Raw genomic sequence first — 16619 nt, 5'->3', positions numbered from 1 at the left:
TTGCAGGCGTAGTGGTCGCGTACTGACCGCCTGTGGCCGCGCTGTGGCCTTCAACCGCTCGGCACACACGTCATGGCCGCCGCACCGCGCGATGCCGGCGCTGCAAACGGGCTATTATGTCACGCTCTTTTGCTGCACCGCCCCAACGCGGCAAGCCTCCTGCATCGCCGCGCGTATCGAACCGCCAACATTCCGCCGATGACACCGTCAACCGCGCCTTCTCCCGCTTTGCCAATCTCGCAGCAGCCCGTGCCTCTGGCTTTCGGCGATCTGCAAGGCTGCCGCACGCCATTCCAGCGACTGCTCGCGAAGGCCGCGCCTCCCGCCGGCACGCCGCTGTGGTTCGCGGGCGACCTGATCAACCGCGGCGCCGAATCGCTTGCGACGCTCCGCGACATCATTGCGCTCGGCGATCGCGCGGTGCCGGTGCTGGGCAATCACGATCTGCATTTGATGTCGGTATCGGCGGGCATTCGCAAGTCGAAAAAAGGCGACACGATCGACGACATTCTCTCGGCGCCCGATGCCGCCGATCTGCTCGAATGGGTTCGCCATCGCCCGATCGCTCATTACGAGAACGGCATGCTGATGGTGCATGCGGGCGTCGTGCCGCAATGGGACGTGAACCTCACGCTCGAACTCGCCGACGAATTGCAGCGCGCGCTGCGCGCGCCGAACTGGAAGGAAACGCTCGCCGGTCTGTATGGCAACGAGCCGAGTTTATGGACGCCGCAATTGAAAGGCATCGAGCGGCTGCGCGTGACCTGCAGCGCGTTGACGCGCGTGCGCTTCTGCAAAGCCGAAGGCGCAATGGACTTCAGCAGCAGCGGCGGCCTGAACGCCGCGCCGCCTGGCTGCATGCCGTGGTTCGACGTGCCGTGGCGCAAGACCGCGGACGTCACCGTCGTATTCGGCCATTGGGCCGCGCTTGGCCTGACGTTGCGCGACAACCTGATCGGGCTCGATTCGGGCTGCGTGTGGGGCGAGAAACTGTCAGCGGTGCTGCTCGCGGCGAATCCCGCGGAGCGCACGCTCACTCAAGTGGAATGCGAGAACTGCCGCGCGCGCGGCGGCAACTAGACAGCGCTCGTCCGAAAGACGTTGAGACGCTCAGACGCTTGGCGAGCGGCCGGACTGATCGACCGGTTCGATCAGCGTCTCGTTGCTCGCTGACGACTCCACGCGCTCGACGACCAGTGCGCCGCTCGTTGCCGCGCCACCCTGCATTTCCGTCAGCGCGGCCGCAACGGCGCCCTGCGCTTGCGCCGCCAACGCGCGGCGGTCGGCGCCAGGTAGAAGCGGTTCGCACACGTAGACATGCGCGGTCAACGGGCCGCCGCGCAGCAGCAGATTGAGCGAGTCGGCGAGCGAAAGATCGTCGATATAGGCAGGCGCCGTCGACTGCCGGCCATGCGCGTCTTCATACATGATGCACAGCGGCTGCACCGGCACGGACGCCGACACCGCCGCCTGAAACATGTTCGCGTGAAACGGCAGCAACTCGAGACCATTCGACGTCGTGCCCTCCGGAAACACGCACATCAATTCGCCGGCGCTCAAACGGTCGGACAACTCGTGCATGATGCGCTTCGCGTCGCTGCGTTTCTCGCGCTGGATGAACACTGTATCGAGCTGCTGCGCGAGCCAGCCGACCAGCGGCCAATGCCGGATTTCCGCTTTCGACACGAACGGCGTCGGCCGCCATGCATTGATCACGTAGATGTCGATCCACGAAATGTGATTGGCGACCACCAGCGCACCGCGATCGAGCCGCGCGCCATCGTTATGGACGACGAGGCGCATGCCGCACAGCCGCAGCATCTTCAGCGACCACGCGCGATTGAGCGCGTGACGCCGGTCGGCATCGGCTTTCGGAAAACGCGTGGCGACGATCCACATGCCGTGCAGAAGATGCGCGATGAGACGGGCCTTACGTAATGCGAGCTTCATGGTCGGAGCATTTCCTGGCGAGTCTATGCGGTCTATGCGGTGGCTGCGGTCAATGCAAAGTCAGTACGTGTCGATGCCTGAGTCATACCGCGAATCTCCGCGCAACATCAACGCTGTTCGAACGCGAGACGACCCGACACGATGGTCGCACGCACGCGCGCCGGCAGTTCGTAACCGAGGAACGGCGTGTTATGCCCCTGGCTCTTCAGCGCGCGCGGCTCGACGCGCCAATGCGCGTGACGGTCGAACACGCACAGGTCCGCCACGCTGCCCACCGCGACGCGGCCAGCCGCGTCCAGATCGAGCACTTGAGCCGGCGCGGCCGTGATGCGGTTGAGCGCCTTCGCGAGCGGCACGCCGGCTTCGTCGGCCCATTTCACCGTCAGCGACAGGAACAGCTCTAGGCCCGTTGCGCCCGGTGTGGCTTCGCCGAACGGCAGCAGCTTTTCGTCGTCATCGACGGGCGTGTGGTCCGAGCAGATCGCGTCGATCGTGCCGTCGACGAGACCCGCGCGAATCGCTTCGCGATCGCGCTGCTGTCGCAGCGGCGGATCGAGGCGGAATTGCGCGTCGAAGTAACCGATGTCGAGATCGATCAGATGGACGTGATTCACGGTGACGTCGCACGAAACCGGCAAGCCCTCGGCCTTGGCCTCGCGCATCAGCGCAATGCCCGCCGCCGACGACACATGCGACAGATGCACCCGCGCGCCCGTCACGCGCACGAGTTCGAAGATCGTATGCAGCGCGATGGTTTCTGCCGCGACGGGCACGCCCGACAGGCCGAGCCGCGACGCCAGCGCGCCGCTCGCGGCCACGCCGCCCTTGCCGAGGTAGGCGTCCACAGGACGCAGCCACACGGTGAAGCCGTACGTCTTTGCGTATTGCAGCGCGCGCATCAGCACCTGGGTATCGACCACCGGCGCGTCGGCCTGCGAAAAGCCGATGCAACCGGCCTCGGTCAACTCCACCATTTCGGTGATGACCTGGCCTTTGAGGCCGACGGTCAACGCGCCGAGGGGATACACGTGCGCCTGATCGAGATTGCGCGCGCGGAACTTCAGCATTTCTACGAGGCCGGGTTCGTCGAGCGTGGGATCTGTGTCGGGCGGGCACACGAGACTCGTCACGCCGCCCGCGAGTGCCGCGGCCATTTCCGATTCGAGCGTGGCCTTGTGCTCGAAGCCAGGCTCGCGCAGACGCGCCGACAAGTCGACCAGACCGGGCGCGATGTGCAAGCCGCGGGCATCGATGATTTGCGTCGCCTCGAAGTCGGCGTGCGCGTTGCCGAGTGCGACGATCTTGCCGTCCGCGATGAAAATGTCCTGCTGCTGTTCGGTGCCCGCTGCGGGGTCGATCAGCGTGCCGCCTTGAATGTGAATCATGAACTCTCCCTCTGCTAAACGTCGTTCGATACTGTAGCAGGGGTTTCGCGGGTCACAGACTTTGACTTGGCGCGTTGCCGCGACAGAGGTTTGGGTCTCACCGCCACGCCCGTCCCAGGCGTGTGCGCGTCGATCAAGACGACCGACGCTGCATTTTGGTCACGTGGTGCTGAGTGGCCGCAATGCGGACACTCATGCACACGTTGCGCGAGCGTTTTTGGTACGATCTCCCAGCACGCGGCGCAGCGCTGCGAAGGCTTTAACTGGAGCGCGTTCGAGATATGTAGCCTCGTACCAGCCTCTACCGCTTTGTACGCGAGCATTTTGTGCGTCATGCTGAACCCGGCCGACAGGATCTCGCGATTCAGTCCAGCCTTTTGCCTAACCATCCGGCCAGGTTTGTCATTCGTGCGCCCGGCCGAACGGCTCATGTTCTGCGTGCGCAGTTCCTCCGTGGCGAGCACTGCACAGGACGCGACCATGCCGGAGGTCGTGGTGTGAAGAAACTCACGACGAAGGTTGCCGATGCGCGTATGAAGTCTCGCCACTTGCCGCCCGAGCCGCTTATGTCGGACAGACCCACGCTGTTTCCTCGCCTTGCAACGCTGCAGGTCCGCCATCCGCGCAAGCTCGTTGCGGATGAATCGTGGATTGGCGATGGTCTCGCCATTGTCGAACGTGGCCCAGTCGTTGATACCGAAGTCAACGCCGCGGTGATCGTCACCACTGCGCACGCGGGCGGAGGCCGCCGCCGATACTCGCAACGTGACAGACGCGAACCACTCGTCGTTCTTGCGCAGGATCGTGAGGTCGTTAGGCTTCACACTGTCGCCGAACCGATGCCGGCCACGCGCGCGGATCGACATGGCGTCCTTGCCGCTGCCTAGCCGAATCGTCGCGCCGCGCGCGCCGCACTGCATGAGTTTCCAGCCTGCCGGGTCCGGGTAGCAAAAACCTGAAAACCGCTTGCTGGCCTTGAAGCGCGGGAAGCCCGGCGTCTGTCCAGCCTTGAGACGGCGAAAGAACGCCTGAAACGCCAGATCCAGCCTGCGAAGTGTCTGTTGGAGGGCGTGACTGCCTAGTCCGACAAACTCCGGGCGATCAGCCTTAATCGCCGGCAACACGTTTTGCTGTTCGTAATAACCGATAGACCTACCAGTCTTCCGATAAGCGTCGATTCGCTCCTCGAGCGCCGCGTTGTACAACTCACAGTGCAAGCGGGTCCACGCCGTCAGACGCTCGGCCTGCGTAGCAGTGGGGTAGAGCCTGAAGGTGACTTTGCGGCGTTGCATACTTTCCATACCAACGTGATCGAAGCCTAGAGCGGAATGTAGACAACATCAACAGCTCTAGCCGCCATCTCCCGCGGGCGATAATTTATGCGCTGCTCCAATGCTAGCTTCTCAATCATTATTGCCCGCGACAATCCCCATCACCGCCATGCGCACCGCGATGCCGAACGTCACCTGATTCAGGATCACCGATTGCGGACCGTCCGCGACCTGCGAATCGATCTCGACGCCGCGGTTCATCGGGCCCGGGTGCATCACGATCGCATCCGGTTTCGCGAGCGCGAGCCGCTCGGGCGTCAAGCCCCAGCTCTTGAAGTACTCCTGCGCCGAGGGCAACAGCGCGCCGCTCATCCGCTCGTTTTGCAAACGCAGCATGATGATCACGTCGACGTCCTTCAGCCCTTCGTCGAGGTTGTGGAACACCCGCACACCCATCTGTTCGAGGCCGCCCGGCAGCAGCGTGCGAGGACCGATCGCGCGCACTTCCGGCACGCCGAGCGTGGTCAGCGCATGAATGTCCGAGCGCGCGACCCGCGAATGCAGAATGTCGCCGACAATCGCCACCCGCAGATTCGTGAAGTCCTTCTTGTAGTGGCGGATCGTGTACATGTCGAGCAGCCCCTGCGTGGGGTGCGCATGACGGCCGTCGCCGGCATTGATCACATGCACGTGCGGCGCGCAGTGCTGGGCGATCAGATACGGCGCGCCGCTCGAAGCGTGACGCACGACGAACATGTCGGCGTGCATCGCCGACAGATTGTTGATCGTGTCGAGCAGCGATTCGCCCTTGCTCGTCGACGATGCATTGATGTTCAGATTCAGCACGTCCGCCGACAAACGCGTGGCCGCGATTTCGAACGTGGTGCGCGTGCGCGTGGAGTTCTCGAAGAACAGGTTGAACACCGACTTGCCGCGCAACAGCGGCACCTTCTTCACCTCGCGATCCGTCACGCTGACGAACTGGCTCGCGGTGTCGAGAATGTGATTGACGATCGCCTTCGGCAAACCTTCGATCGACAACAGATGCTTGAGCTCGCCGTTTTTCGTGAGCTGCGGGTTGCCCTTCAGGAAGCCATAACGGAAGCGCTCGGTGGCGCTATCGGCGGAATCCTGCGGAGCCTGGGTAGCGGTGTTCATGATTTACCTGCTTGAAATACGGGCTTCAACGTGTTGGTGCGATGCGGCGTTGGCAGCCGCACTTGCATCTGCACTCAATCGACGCGTGCTTCGGTATGAAACGTGAAACGCGGCTGATCGGCGCTGCTGGTTTCGTCGCGCGCGAGCACGAGCGTGGCGTCGGCGGGCACATCCACCACGCCGCCGACAAAGCGTGCCGCCACCGGCAACTCGCGCCCGCCGCGATCGGCGAGCACGGCCAGTTCGACCGCTGCCGGACGGCCGTAGTCGTACAGCTCATTGAGCGCCGCGCGAATCGTGCGGCCGGTGTACAGCACGTCGTCGACCAGCACGATGCGGCGGCCGTCGACGGAAAAAGGCAGCGACGTCGGGCTCGCCTGCGAGTGCAAACCTTTCTTCGCGTAGTCGTCGCGATGCAGCGCGACATTGACGACGCCGAAGCTCGGCAGGTTCAGATCGCGCGCGAGCCGTTCGGCGAGCCATGCGCCGCCGCTGTAAATGCCGGCCAGCACGGCGCCGTCGGCGCCGTCGTGCGCACCGAGCTTGTCGCCGTACGCGGCGCGAATCTGGTCGAGCAGCGCGCGGTATAGCGCTTCAGCGTCAATGGAACTCATGGGTGTCGGAAAGTCCGTCAAGATATTGCTGAAGGATGATGCTGGCGGCTTCGGCGTCGAGCATATCGGCGCGGCCCTTGTTGGCGCGCGTGGTCGCTTCCGCCTCGACCGACGAATAGCGCTCGTCGACCCACGTCACCGGCAAATTGAAGCGGCCGTTCAACTGATTGCCGAAGCGCTTTGCGAGCTGCGTCATTTCGTGCGGCGTGCCGTCGGGATGCATCGGCAAGCCGACCACGAGCGCGTCCGGCTTCCATTCGGCAATCAGCCTGCCGACTTCGGCGAAACGATATTCGCGGCTGCGATTCTGCACGATGACGAGCGGCCGCGCGCTTCGGGTAAGCGAATTGCCGACCGCGACGCCGATGCGCTTTTCCCCGTAATCGAACGCGAGCAGCGTCGCCTCGCGTCCGCCCGGCAGGCTCATGCGGCGCCTCTCATGCGTGCCCGGCCTCGCCCGACAGCATGGACAGCGAGACCCCGAGCAGCGCGAGCGCGGCTTCGAAGCGCTCTTCGGCGGGCACGTCGAACACGATTTTCGGATCGGCCTCGACGGTGAGCCAACCGTTCTTCGAAATCTCTTCTTCGAGTTGGCCCGCGCCCCAGCCGGCGTGGCCGAGCGTGAGCAGAAAACGCTCGGGACCGGTGCCGCTCGCGACCGCCTCGAGCACGTCTTTCGACGTGGTCATCTCAAGACCGCCCGGCACCGACATGGACGACGTGTAGGTATTGCCGTCTTTCGGATCGTGCAGCACGAAGCCGCGCTCGGTTTGCACCGGGCCGCCGAAGTACACGGGAACGTGAAGAAGAGGCTCGATTTCGAGCTTGAGGTCGATGCGACTGAAGAGCGCTTCCAGGTCGATATCAGTCGGCCGGTTGATCACGAGGCCGAGCGCGCCGCGCTCACTGTGATCGCAAAGGTAGACCACCGTTCCGGAAAACGTCGGATCGGCCATGTTCGGCATGGCGATCAGGAACTGGTTGGTCAGATTGATGCGATCGGTACTCTTAGACATAGTTCGGATTTTAGCAAAGACGGTGCAGGATGGCGGGGCTTTGAGCAGCGTGGAGCGGCGGCCGGAGTGATGCGGCGTGCCGCGAGCCATCGACGGCGATTCATGTTGCACTCTATCACGCACGCGCGCGTTGCCACGGTGCCGATTCGAGGTGCGCGGCGGCTTGCGCGGCGCGGTGTTGGCGTGGCTTGGCCGCGTGGTTCTCATGCGGCCCGCGGGAGGAGCGCGGCGCCTTGCTGGCGTTGCTTGCCGCTCGCGCTTGAATTACGCGCCACCCTGTTCAGGTTACGTGCCGCTCGCGCGAACTGCGCGCCGCCTTGCCCACTTGCGTGGCGCTCACGCCTCGATCACGCGCCGCCCTGCTCGATCGCCCGCGTCAACGCAGCGAGCGCAGCGCTGCTGGCCGGCGGCGCCACGCCCGCTGCCACCTTGTGCAGCGTCGCGCGCAACGCCTCGGCCGCATTTTCGAGCGCACTGGCCGCGGGCGCGTCGACGATCACATGCGCGCGCACCGCAGGCGTCGAAACGCCGGCGTGCGCGCGACGCCGCCATGCGAGCCCGAGCGCATCCGCGAGCAGCGCGACGTGGCCGAGGCCCAATGCGCAAGCCGCGGACCCGAGCCGGTACGCGGCGTCGCCGGCTTGCAGTGCTTCGCTCGGGTCGGCCTTTTCCGGCTGATCCGCGGCGCGCGCGTGTTCGGCGAGCGCGGAGATGGCGGCGTCCGCCGTCTGCAAAAAGTCCTCGTAGGCATGGGCATTGACGCTCAGCACGCCGAGGTCGCGGGTCATTGACGTTTGCGCGCTGAACGATTGCGCCTCGACCGCGCCGGCTTCCCAAAGCATTTCCGATGCCTGCGTGCCCGCGACGTGCCAGTCGACCGTCAAGCCGTAATCGTGCAGCACCTCGACCTGATCGGCGTCCTCAGCGGCGGCGCCGAACAGCGCGTAATCGCGCCATAGCAGGGCGAGCGTGGCCCGCACGAGCGAGCGCTGCGCGCGTTCGATGCCGCGCGCGTGGTCCGCAAGCGCGAGATTGCAGCGCGCGTAGAAGCGCCGCGCGTCGGGCTCGCCGGCCGCGCGCCCGCTGACGCGCAACGCGCGCGCGCAGGCCTTGGCGAGACGCCAGAAATCATACGGGTCGGGACCGGCCAGCTCGGTGAGGACGGCGTCGAGTTCGTCCAGTGCCGCTTGCGTCGCTGCGCGCGCCGCCGCGCTGCCTGTGTCCGGCTGCGAGCGCAGCACCGGCAGCAGCGCGCGCTCATAGCGCGCCCGCAGATGCGCCAACTGCTCGGCCGGCTGCGCGTGAAACGACACGGGCGGCACGGGGCGCGCGGTCAACGCGAGATCTTCGTACGCAACGGGCGACGCGGCGCTGTGCTCGCCGAGATGGGCGCACAGCGCGCGGTAGTGATCGAACAGCGTCGGCGAACAGGCGAGTTCGCGCAGATTATGACGCTCGAGCGCCGCCCGGAAGTCGCGCAACGCGGCGCCGAAGCCCGGCCGCACGCTCTCGGCCTCCGCCGGATCGCCGGCCGCGAGCGGCGAAAGCCTCACCAGCACATCGGCGAAACGCGTGGCGCTCAGCCAGCCGGCGCTGCGCAACGCGTGCGAGACGCGCACCAGGGCGGTCGTGCAACCGGTGTGCTGCTCGAACGCCAGCAGCGCTTCAGCGAGCGCCAGCTCCGCGGGGCGTACGGCGCCGCCGCGCGGGTTGGGCAATGCGTCGAAGGAAACGGGAGCTGCGGATCGAAGAGTCATGAGTTGGCGACGGAAAGTCGGCGGGCCGCCGCCTGGCGCTGCGCGCAGACTGAGCGCCTAACGCGCGAACCGGCGACTGAACAGTGACAAATGCGCAATGACAAACGCGCAACGACAATGCGCGGCGATGCGTGCCCAGTGACAAATGCTGAAGAGCCAATGCCCCGTGCAATACCGGGCGATGTCAGCTTGTGATTGCGACACCGCCGGCACGGCGACGTTCCGGCGCGATGCCACACTCTGGCCGAGCGCCGCCGGCCGACTTCGATGTCAGATCTGGACCATCTCGAAGTCTTCCTTGCGCGCGCCGCATTCCGGGCACGTCCAGTTAATTGGGACGTCTTCCCAGCGCGTGCCCGGCGCAATGCCTTCGTCCGGCAAACCGGCTTCTTCGTCGTAAATCCAGCCGCAAATCAGGCACATCCAGCTTTGATATTCCATTCTTGTGTCGCGTCGTGAAGTCCGGGGAAACGGGAGCCATGATGGTACCGTGTTGCCGCCCCAATGCCTAGCAATGGCAAACGCCCAATGCAGGCGGCTCACGACGGCGGGCAGCGCTGGGCGGATCACGCGGCGCAACATGTGGCGTCGCGCCACACGGCGGGCGCGCGTTGCGGTGCGAAACGGCCGGCACAATTGCGACAGAAGCGACAGGGAACGGCTCTGTGCGAAAAAACGCCCCCGCGCCGGTTTAGGACGCATAATTGAGCCAATTGCGCACCTGATGCGCCGAAAATACTGCTCCTCGTAAATCTTCATGCCCAGCGACACGCCTCCGATCGTCCTCACCTTCGGTCTTTCCGATCCCACCGGCGGCTCAGGCCTGCAAGCCGACCTGATGACCCTTGCCAGCATGGGTTGCCATGGCGTCTCCGTGCTCACCGGCTACACCGTGCGCGATTCCGCAACCTGCGACGAGGTTAACGGACTCGATCCCGAAGTGGTCGCCACCCAGGCGCGCATGCTTCTCGAAGACATGCCGATTGCTGCGTTCAAGGTCGGCGCCTGCACGCGCGCCGAAGTCGTGAGCGCGATCGCCGAGGTTGTGGCGGATTACGACGACATTCCGCTGATTCTCGCCCCGGACTTCACGCTCGACGACGAACACGTGCTCGCCGCCGACGAACTGCGCGAGGCCATCGCCGATCTGCTCGCGCCGCAAACCACCTTGCTGGTCGCCGATTCCGCCACGCTGCTCGCCCTCGCCCAGCCGGACGGCGACGCCGAAGCGCCGAGCCTCGACGCGGCGATCTCGCATCTGCTGTCGCATGGCTGCGAATACATTCTGTCGACGGAAACGGGCACGCACCGGCTCGTCAACACGCTTTTCAGCGAAGACGGCCAGTTGCGTCAGGACATGTGGGACCGCGGCAGCAACCGGATCATGGGCATCACCGACACGCTCGGCTCGGCGATCGCGGCGCTGCTCGCCAACGGTCAGGAGCCTGCCGAGGCGGTTCGCGAGGCGCAGGAGTATCTGTATCAGGCGATACGCAGCGCATTCCGGCCGGGCATGGGCGCGTATATGCCGGACCGCTTTTTCTGGGCTCGCGGCAGCGACGACGAAACGCCGCCGGCCGCCGGCAAGGACGCGGCGCCAGGTGAAGCAAGACACTGACTCGCGCGCGGTCCGTATCGCATTTTGCGAATTTGGCGCGCGGAGCATGCCGCTGGCGCGGTCCCGCGCCAGACAGCCGCTTGATGCGATGGCCCGCCGTCGGCATCTCTACGCCTTGGTTTAGTCATGCAACTCCGCGTACGCAGGCGCCTTTCACCCTGCCGCGAGCAAACGATCCTGGCCGAGATCGATCGACTCGACAATCCGCGTCCTAATAGCTTAGTGGTGTTGGGCTTTGACGAAGCATTTCTCGCGAAAGTGCGCGGCCTGGCCGGCCGTTTCGACCTTGCGCCGACGAAGAATACCGGCGGTTTGCTCAAAGGGAAGCGCAACCACTTGTGGACATGTACGACGGTTTCGTCGACTCGATGCGCGACGGCGTCGTCTCCAGTTCGGCCGTGAATCTCAGTCGCCCGGAACGGAAGGTGCTGCTCGAAGGGCGCATCGGCAGAGAAGTGATTGCGAGCGGATGGACCGGGGACATCGACTGCATGTAGCGAATGCCGGATACCCGAGCGCGCACGCCGGCTTTTCGATTGCTTTGCCGCCGGACGCGCCCGACGGCTTCCATGTCGCTGTCGCCCATTCCGCGAGCGCTTGCACAGCGGGCGTGTGGCGGGTTGGCACTGTGTTTAGTCGCTGTGTTAGCCCCTCCGTTTAGTACTTCAGGAACATGAAAATGGAAGAGCCCTGCAGTCCAGTGCAACGCTTTCGCAGCGCCACCATCACGCTCGAGGACAGAATGCGCATGCACGGCCAGAAGCCGGTCACGATCTGGCTCACGGGCCTGTCTGGAGCAGGCAAGTCGACCATCGCATTCGAACTCGAACGGCAACTCGTTGCGCAAGGCCACGCCTGCTATGTACTCGACGGCGACAACGTTCGCCGCGGCTTGGGCAGCGATCTCGGCTTCGATCCGCGCGACCGCCACGAAAACGTCCGCCGCGTCGCGCATGTTGCACAGTTGATGAACGACGCGGGCCTCATCGTCATTGCGGCGCTTATTTCGCCGATGCATGCCGACCGCGCCATGGCGCGCGACATCATCGGCGCCGGCAGTTTCATCGAGACGTACGTATCCGCATCGGTCGCCACTTGCGCTGGCCGCGATCCGAAAGGACTGTACGCGAAGGCACTGGCGGGCGAGATTCCCGCGTTCACCGGCATTTCGGCGCCCTATGAAACGCCGGTCAATCCGGAAGTCGTCATCGACACCGCTTCATTGACGCTGAGCGACAGCGTGGCCCGCATCTTCGGCTACTTGCGCGCGCATTCGCTCGCGGTTGCGGCATAGGCACACGCATAGTTTTCCGAAGCGCTGCGAAGCGCGAAGCGAAAGAAAAACCCGCATTTCTGCGGGTTTTTCTTTGGCAAGGCGCACCTCGCGGTGCGCTTTCGCATGAGCTCCCGACCGAGCCTGTAGGCCAGGCCCAACCGGGGAGCGGACACAAAATTACATGTCCATGCCCATGCCGCCCATGCCGCCGGGCATGCCGCCAGGCATCGGTGCATCTTCCTTCGGCAGTTCGCAAACCGCTGCGTCGGTCGTCAGCAGGAGACCTGCCACCGATGCTGCGTTTTGCAGTGCCGTGCGCGTGACCTTCGTCGGGTCCACGACACCGGCGTCGACCAGGTCGACGTACTCGCCGGTCGCTGCGTTGTAGCCGTAGTTGCCCTGGCCAGCAGCAACTGCCGCCACCACGACGCTGGCTTCTTCGCCGCCGTTCGTGACGATCTGGCGCAGCGGCTCTTCCATTGCGCGCAGAACGATCTTGATACCTGCGTCCTGATCGGCGTTAGCGCCCTTCAGACCGGCGATCGCCGTACGTGCGCGGATCAGCGCGACGCCGCCGCCAGCAACGATGCCTTCTTCCACAGCTGCGCGCGTTGCGTGCAGTGCGTCTTCGACACGTGCCTTCTTTTCCTTCATTTCGACTTCGGTCGCAGCGCCGACCTTGATCACTGCAACGCCGCCTGCCAGCTTGGCAACGCGCTCTTGCAGCTTTTCACGGTCGTAGTCCGACGTTGCTTCTTCGATCTGCTTGCGCACTTGCTTGACGCGCGCTTCGATGTTCGCACCTTCGCCAGCGCCGTCGATGATCGTCGTGTTTTCCTTGCCCACTTCGATACGCTTCGCCTGGCCCAGTTCTGCCAGCGTTGCCTTTTCGAGCGTCAGGCCGGTTTCTTCAGCGATGACCTGGCCGCCGGTCAGGATCGCGATGTCTTCCAGCATGGCCTTACGGCGATCGCCGAAGCCCGGAGCCTTCACAGCAACCGTCTTCAGAATGCCGCGGATGTTGTTCACCACCAGCGTTGCCAGTGCTTCGCCTTCGACGTCTTCTGCGATGATCAGCAGCGGACGGCCCGCCTTGGCGACCTGTTCCAGAACCGGCAGCAGATCACGGATGTTCGAGACCTTCTTGTCGTGCAGCAGCACGAACGGGTTCTCGAGCACGGCAACTTGCTTGTCCGGGTTGTTGATGAAGTACGGCGACAGGTAGCCGCGGTCGAATTGCATACCTTCGACGACGTCCAGCTCGTCTTGCAGCGACTTGCCGTCTTCGACGGTAATCACGCCTTCCTTGCCGACCTTGTCCATTGCTTCAGCAATGCGGTCGCCGATCGACGAGTCGCTGTTTGCCGAAATCGCGCCGACTTGAGCGATTTCCTTGTTGGTCGTGCACGGCTTGCTGATCTTGCGCAGTTCTTCGATTGCAGCCGTCACAGCCTTGTCGATACCGCGCTTCAGGTCCATCGGGTTCATGCCCGATGCAACGTACTTCATGCCTTCGCGGACGATCGACTGAGCCAGGACCGTTGCGGTCGTGGTGCCGTCACCTGCGTTGTCGCTGGTCTTGGAAGCCACTTCCTTGACCATTTGCGCGCCCATGTTCTGGAGCTTGTCTTTCAGTTCGATCTCTTTCGCGACCGACACACCGTCCTTGGTGACCGTCGGGCCGCCGAAGCTGCGTTCCAGGACAACGTTGCGGCCCTTCGGACCCAGCGTGACCTTCACAGCATTCGCGAGGATGTTCACGCCTTCGACCATCTTGGCACGGGCGGAATCACCGAATACGACGTCTTTAGCTGCCATCTTCTAACTCCTTGAATTCTCTGGATATAACCGTGTAAGTAGCGCTTTGCGCTTACTTGTTGACCACGGCCATGATGTCTTCTTCGCGCATGACCAGCAGTTCGTTGCCGTCGACCTTGACGGTCTGGCCTGCGTACTTGCCGAACAGAACGCGGTCGCCAACCTTCACGTCGAGGGCGATTTGTGCGCCCTTATCGTCACGCTTGCCCGGGCCGACGGCCAGGATTTCGCCCTGATCCGGCTTTTCTGCTGCGGCTTCGGGGATCACGATGCCCGACGCGGTCTTGGTTTCTTGATCCAGACGCTTGACGATCACGCGATCATGCAAAGGACGAAGGTTCATACATACTCCTCTCTTGATTGAGACTGAAGAACGCTTGGAAAACCCGGCTGGCCGAGCCAACCGGCGAAGTTGTTAGCACTCTCGTGCGACGAGTGCTAATTATATGGACAGGTGGTGACAAATTCAAGAAGGGAGGGATCGTTGGCGAGTTTCGTCCAACTTTGAAGCTGGTTTGCTTCAGCTTGAGCCGCGAGCGTGCGGAGCAGGACAAATTACCCTTGTACATACAAAGGCTTACGGTCGCGAATTGCCGTAATTCGACGCGGCAACCTTTACGTTTGGCCCGTCAGATTCGATGTGCGAGGCAATCCACGCAAGGTCGGTAAAAACCCTTACCAGCCGGAGCTTCACGCTACGCTGCTTGAAGGTCTTGACGGCCGCATAAGGTTAGGCCGCAACCACAGAACCGCCAGCGAGCCGCTTGCGCCAGGCAATCCAGCCGACAACAATCGATAGTATCGCCACGACAAGCGGCGCCACCCCATGTCCGTATTCGCCGTGCACTGTCACGGTTGCCAGCGCGGCCAACATCACAGTGCAGCCGAGCGCCGCGCCCCACAGCCGCGTCCGTGCTCGCGCCAGCAGAACAGCGGTCATGAGCTCCAGCGAACCGGTCACGAAATGGAACCAGTGCGGGTATCCCCACTTCAGGTATTCCTCGAAGATGGATCGCGGGGCGACGATGTTGCTGAGTGATCCCACGACGAAAAAAGCCGCGAGAACCAAAGGTAATATCTGGCGCCAGGAAAACTTGGACATTCGTTCTGCCTTCTCCAATGAAGGGCTGCCGAGCATCAGTGTGGCCGCCTGTCGACGAGCCGATACGAACTGCGCTGTTCATGCCGTGGTGGCCTTGTAGGCCGCCGCAAAGACATCGCGAGGCGATGTCGTGCCCGCGACGTGCTCGGTGCCCGCAACGCCGAGATCCATCCAGCCCGCGTTGACGGCATCGAACATCGCTTCGGCGGGTCCGGTGTGGCCCTTCGGAACGCCGAGCTGTTCGAATGCTGCCGCCCACCCGGCCCGCGGGATGGCAAAGGCCTTGACGTCGCGCTGCAAGACTTCGCCCAGTTGGGCGGCGACTTCGTCGGCGCTGACCATCGAGCCAAGCTCGACAACGCGATGCCCGGACCACGTCGGCCCGGTCAGCAGCGTCACCACCTGGGCGCCGATATCGTCGGTCGCGATCATGGTCGACTTCCGGCTCGTCGGGTTGTAGTAGACGGGTAGCGTGCCGTCCTGGGCAACGTGCAAGCCGTAAAGGAAGTTTTCGAAAAACCCGCCGGCTCGCACATAGGCGATCGGCAACGTCAGGTGGCGCAGTCCCTCCTCAAGAAGCGACAGGGCCGTGATTATTCCCAGCCCGCTCGTTCTGTTCGCACCCATCGACGACAGCACAACCACCCGCGGCGGCACTGTCCTGTCCAGCGCTTCGACATAGTTCGCGATCACGCTCTTTGCTTCCCTGAAATCCGGCGACGGTGCCCAGACCGCCGGCAGCATGACAAATGCACCTTCGACTCCTTCGAGCGCCCTCTCTACGGCGGCCGCATCATTCCAGTCGCCGTCGACCAGTTCCACACCTTGATCCGCCCAATTGGCCGCCTTCTCGCGATTGCGGACCAGCGCCCGGACTTTCTTGCCTTGCGCCAAAAGATGTTGCGCCGTTGCGCCGCCTACGCGTCCCGTGATTCCCATAACCAGAAACATGTACTTCTCCTGAAATTAGTATCCTGCGACTCCACCACACGCCCGGCCCAGAGCTCCGCCGGAGTGAGGAACGGTCTTTGTTTGAGGGCAGGTCTATCATAGAGACCTCTGCCTTCCATCGTAAGGAGGCAGTTTTTTGTTACCAGAAGAGTCAAAGGGAACCCGAATGAGCACGTCCCAGAATGCGATCGACAGATTCAGCCGATATCAGCGTCAATTGGCCGACGCCCAGCCGGCACACTGCGCGGTTCGCGACGTGTTGGACCGCATCGGCGACAAATGGAGCATGCTCATGGTCATGGAGCTCGCGACGCGATCGCAGCGCTTCAGTGAGCTTCACCGGGCCATCCCGGACATTTCCAAGCGCATGCTGACCCAGACACTGCGCGATCTCGAGCGCGACGGACTCGTCACTCGCCATGTTTTTTCAACGAGGCCGCCGACCGTCGAATATCGTTTGGCCGCACTAGGCCAATCCCTGTTGGAACCGATGGCGGCCCTCATCGATTGGGCCGATCGTCGTTATCCGGAGATCCATGCCGCGCGCGTCCGCTTTGACGGCGCACCCGGTGATGTCCCGCGCTAGATGCCTGGCCTGATGTGAGGGTGATGGCGAAAGCCTGAAGCGGTCAGCTTATGTTGGGCTTCACAGACGGCGCGGAAGGACGCATCACTCGTTTAGTACTCGACTTGGGACGCCGAG

At 63.6% G+C, this 16619-nt stretch carries 18 protein-coding genes; 5 read left to right on the top strand and 13 right to left on the bottom strand.

What is annotated here, in order from left to right; all coding sequences use genetic code 11:
* Nucleotides 1-198: 198 nt before the first annotated feature.
* Nucleotides 199-1080, top strand: a complete 882-nt coding sequence (locus tag ABIE53_RS05500) for a symmetrical bis(5'-nucleosyl)-tetraphosphatase (protein WP_192700118.1) — start codon at nucleotides 199-201, stop codon at nucleotides 1078-1080.
* A 30-nt stretch (nucleotides 1081-1110) separates the two neighbouring features.
* Here the strand turns inward: ABIE53_RS05500 and ABIE53_RS05495 are convergent, their stop codons facing one another.
* From ABIE53_RS05495 to ABIE53_RS05455, 9 genes are all read right to left on the bottom strand, one after another.
* Nucleotides 1111-1950 carry a lysophospholipid acyltransferase family protein gene (locus tag ABIE53_RS05495; protein ID WP_006048656.1) on the bottom strand — a complete coding sequence of 280 codons (840 nt, stop codon included), beginning with the start codon at nucleotides 1948-1950 and terminating at the stop codon, nucleotides 1111-1113.
* A gap of 107 nt (nucleotides 1951-2057) precedes the next feature.
* On the bottom strand, nucleotides 2058-3335 hold the full coding sequence (locus tag ABIE53_RS05490; RefSeq protein WP_192700117.1) for a dihydroorotase: 1278 nt from the start codon (nucleotides 3333-3335) through the stop codon (nucleotides 2058-2060).
* Nucleotides 3336-3349: 14 nt separating this feature from the next.
* Nucleotides 3350-4627 carry an RNA-guided endonuclease InsQ/TnpB family protein gene (locus tag ABIE53_RS05485; RefSeq protein WP_192700178.1) on the bottom strand — a complete coding sequence of 426 codons (1278 nt, stop codon included), beginning with the start codon at nucleotides 4625-4627 and terminating at the stop codon, nucleotides 3350-3352.
* A gap of 111 nt (nucleotides 4628-4738) precedes the next feature.
* Nucleotides 4739-5764 (bottom strand): aspartate carbamoyltransferase catalytic subunit, encoded by a 1026-nt coding sequence (locus tag ABIE53_RS05480; RefSeq protein ID WP_006048658.1) that lies wholly within the window; start codon nucleotides 5762-5764, stop codon nucleotides 4739-4741.
* A gap of 74 nt (nucleotides 5765-5838) precedes the next feature.
* The gene (gene pyrR, locus ABIE53_RS05475; protein WP_192700116.1) at nucleotides 5839-6378 is read right to left on the bottom strand and encodes a bifunctional pyr operon transcriptional regulator/uracil phosphoribosyltransferase PyrR; all 540 of its coding nucleotides are present in this window, start codon (nucleotides 6376-6378) and stop codon (nucleotides 5839-5841) included.
* Complete coding sequence (ruvX, locus tag ABIE53_RS05470; RefSeq protein WP_192700115.1) at nucleotides 6365-6805, bottom strand: Holliday junction resolvase RuvX; 441 nt, start codon at nucleotides 6803-6805, stop codon at nucleotides 6365-6367. The genes pyrR and ruvX overlap by 14 nt, the downstream gene beginning before the upstream one ends.
* A gap of 10 nt (nucleotides 6806-6815) precedes the next feature.
* Nucleotides 6816-7394, bottom strand: coding sequence for a YqgE/AlgH family protein (locus tag ABIE53_RS05465; protein ID WP_029971036.1), 579 nt, complete (start codon nucleotides 7392-7394; stop codon nucleotides 6816-6818).
* A 347-nt stretch (nucleotides 7395-7741) separates the two neighbouring features.
* Nucleotides 7742-9151 (bottom strand): FimL-related protein, encoded by a 1410-nt coding sequence (locus ABIE53_RS05460; protein WP_192700114.1) that lies wholly within the window; start codon nucleotides 9149-9151, stop codon nucleotides 7742-7744.
* A gap of 270 nt (nucleotides 9152-9421) precedes the next feature.
* Nucleotides 9422-9592 carry a rubredoxin gene (locus ABIE53_RS05455; protein ID WP_006047743.1) on the bottom strand — a complete coding sequence of 57 codons (171 nt, stop codon included), beginning with the start codon at nucleotides 9590-9592 and terminating at the stop codon, nucleotides 9422-9424.
* 316 nt (nucleotides 9593-9908) lie between these two features.
* Here ABIE53_RS05455 and ABIE53_RS05450 point away from each other — a divergent pair, with 316 nt between their 5' ends.
* The 3 genes from ABIE53_RS05450 to cysC all read left to right on the top strand — a co-directional run bounded on the left by ABIE53_RS05450 (nucleotide 9909) and on the right by cysC (nucleotide 12063).
* The gene (locus ABIE53_RS05450) at nucleotides 9909-10769 is read left to right on the top strand and encodes a hydroxymethylpyrimidine/phosphomethylpyrimidine kinase (RefSeq protein ID WP_006047744.1); all 861 of its coding nucleotides are present in this window, start codon (nucleotides 9909-9911) and stop codon (nucleotides 10767-10769) included.
* Between the two features lie 344 nt (nucleotides 10770-11113).
* Nucleotides 11114-11266 carry a hypothetical protein gene (locus ABIE53_RS05445; protein ID WP_192700113.1) on the top strand — a complete coding sequence of 51 codons (153 nt, stop codon included), beginning with the start codon at nucleotides 11114-11116 and terminating at the stop codon, nucleotides 11264-11266.
* Nucleotides 11267-11448: 182 nt separating this feature from the next.
* Nucleotides 11449-12063, top strand: coding sequence for an adenylyl-sulfate kinase (gene cysC / locus ABIE53_RS05440; protein ID WP_192700112.1), 615 nt, complete (start codon nucleotides 11449-11451; stop codon nucleotides 12061-12063).
* A 159-nt stretch (nucleotides 12064-12222) separates the two neighbouring features.
* Here cysC and groL read toward each other — a convergent pair whose 3' ends face one another.
* The 4 genes from groL to ABIE53_RS05420 form a co-directional block, all read right to left on the bottom strand.
* The gene (gene groL / locus ABIE53_RS05435; RefSeq protein WP_053857609.1) at nucleotides 12223-13863 is read right to left on the bottom strand and encodes a chaperonin GroEL; all 1641 of its coding nucleotides are present in this window, start codon (nucleotides 13861-13863) and stop codon (nucleotides 12223-12225) included.
* A 52-nt stretch (nucleotides 13864-13915) separates the two neighbouring features.
* Nucleotides 13916-14206 carry a co-chaperone GroES gene (gene groES, locus ABIE53_RS05430; RefSeq protein WP_006047749.1) on the bottom strand — a complete coding sequence of 97 codons (291 nt, stop codon included), beginning with the start codon at nucleotides 14204-14206 and terminating at the stop codon, nucleotides 13916-13918.
* Nucleotides 14207-14593: 387 nt separating this feature from the next.
* Nucleotides 14594-14965 (bottom strand): DoxX family protein, encoded by a 372-nt coding sequence (locus ABIE53_RS05425; protein ID WP_192700111.1) that lies wholly within the window; start codon nucleotides 14963-14965, stop codon nucleotides 14594-14596.
* A 78-nt stretch (nucleotides 14966-15043) separates the two neighbouring features.
* Nucleotides 15044-15916: an NmrA family NAD(P)-binding protein gene (locus tag ABIE53_RS05420; RefSeq protein ID WP_192700110.1), complete on the bottom strand. Its 873-nt coding sequence runs from the start codon at nucleotides 15914-15916 to the stop codon at nucleotides 15044-15046.
* A gap of 166 nt (nucleotides 15917-16082) precedes the next feature.
* Here ABIE53_RS05420 and ABIE53_RS05415 point away from each other — a divergent pair, with 166 nt between their 5' ends.
* Entirely contained in the window at nucleotides 16083-16502 is a 420-nt protein-coding gene (locus tag ABIE53_RS05415; RefSeq protein ID WP_192700109.1) for a winged helix-turn-helix transcriptional regulator, read from the top strand.
* Nucleotides 16503-16619 lie beyond the last annotated feature (117 nt).

Origin of the sequence: Paraburkholderia sp. OAS925 (genome assembly GCF_040543975.1) — a bacterium.
GTDB classification, from domain to species: domain Bacteria; phylum Pseudomonadota; class Gammaproteobacteria; order Burkholderiales; family Burkholderiaceae; genus Paraburkholderia; species Paraburkholderia graminis.
Note: the sequence above shows the minus strand (reverse complement) of the source record. Positions and strands in the feature narration are given on the sequence as shown.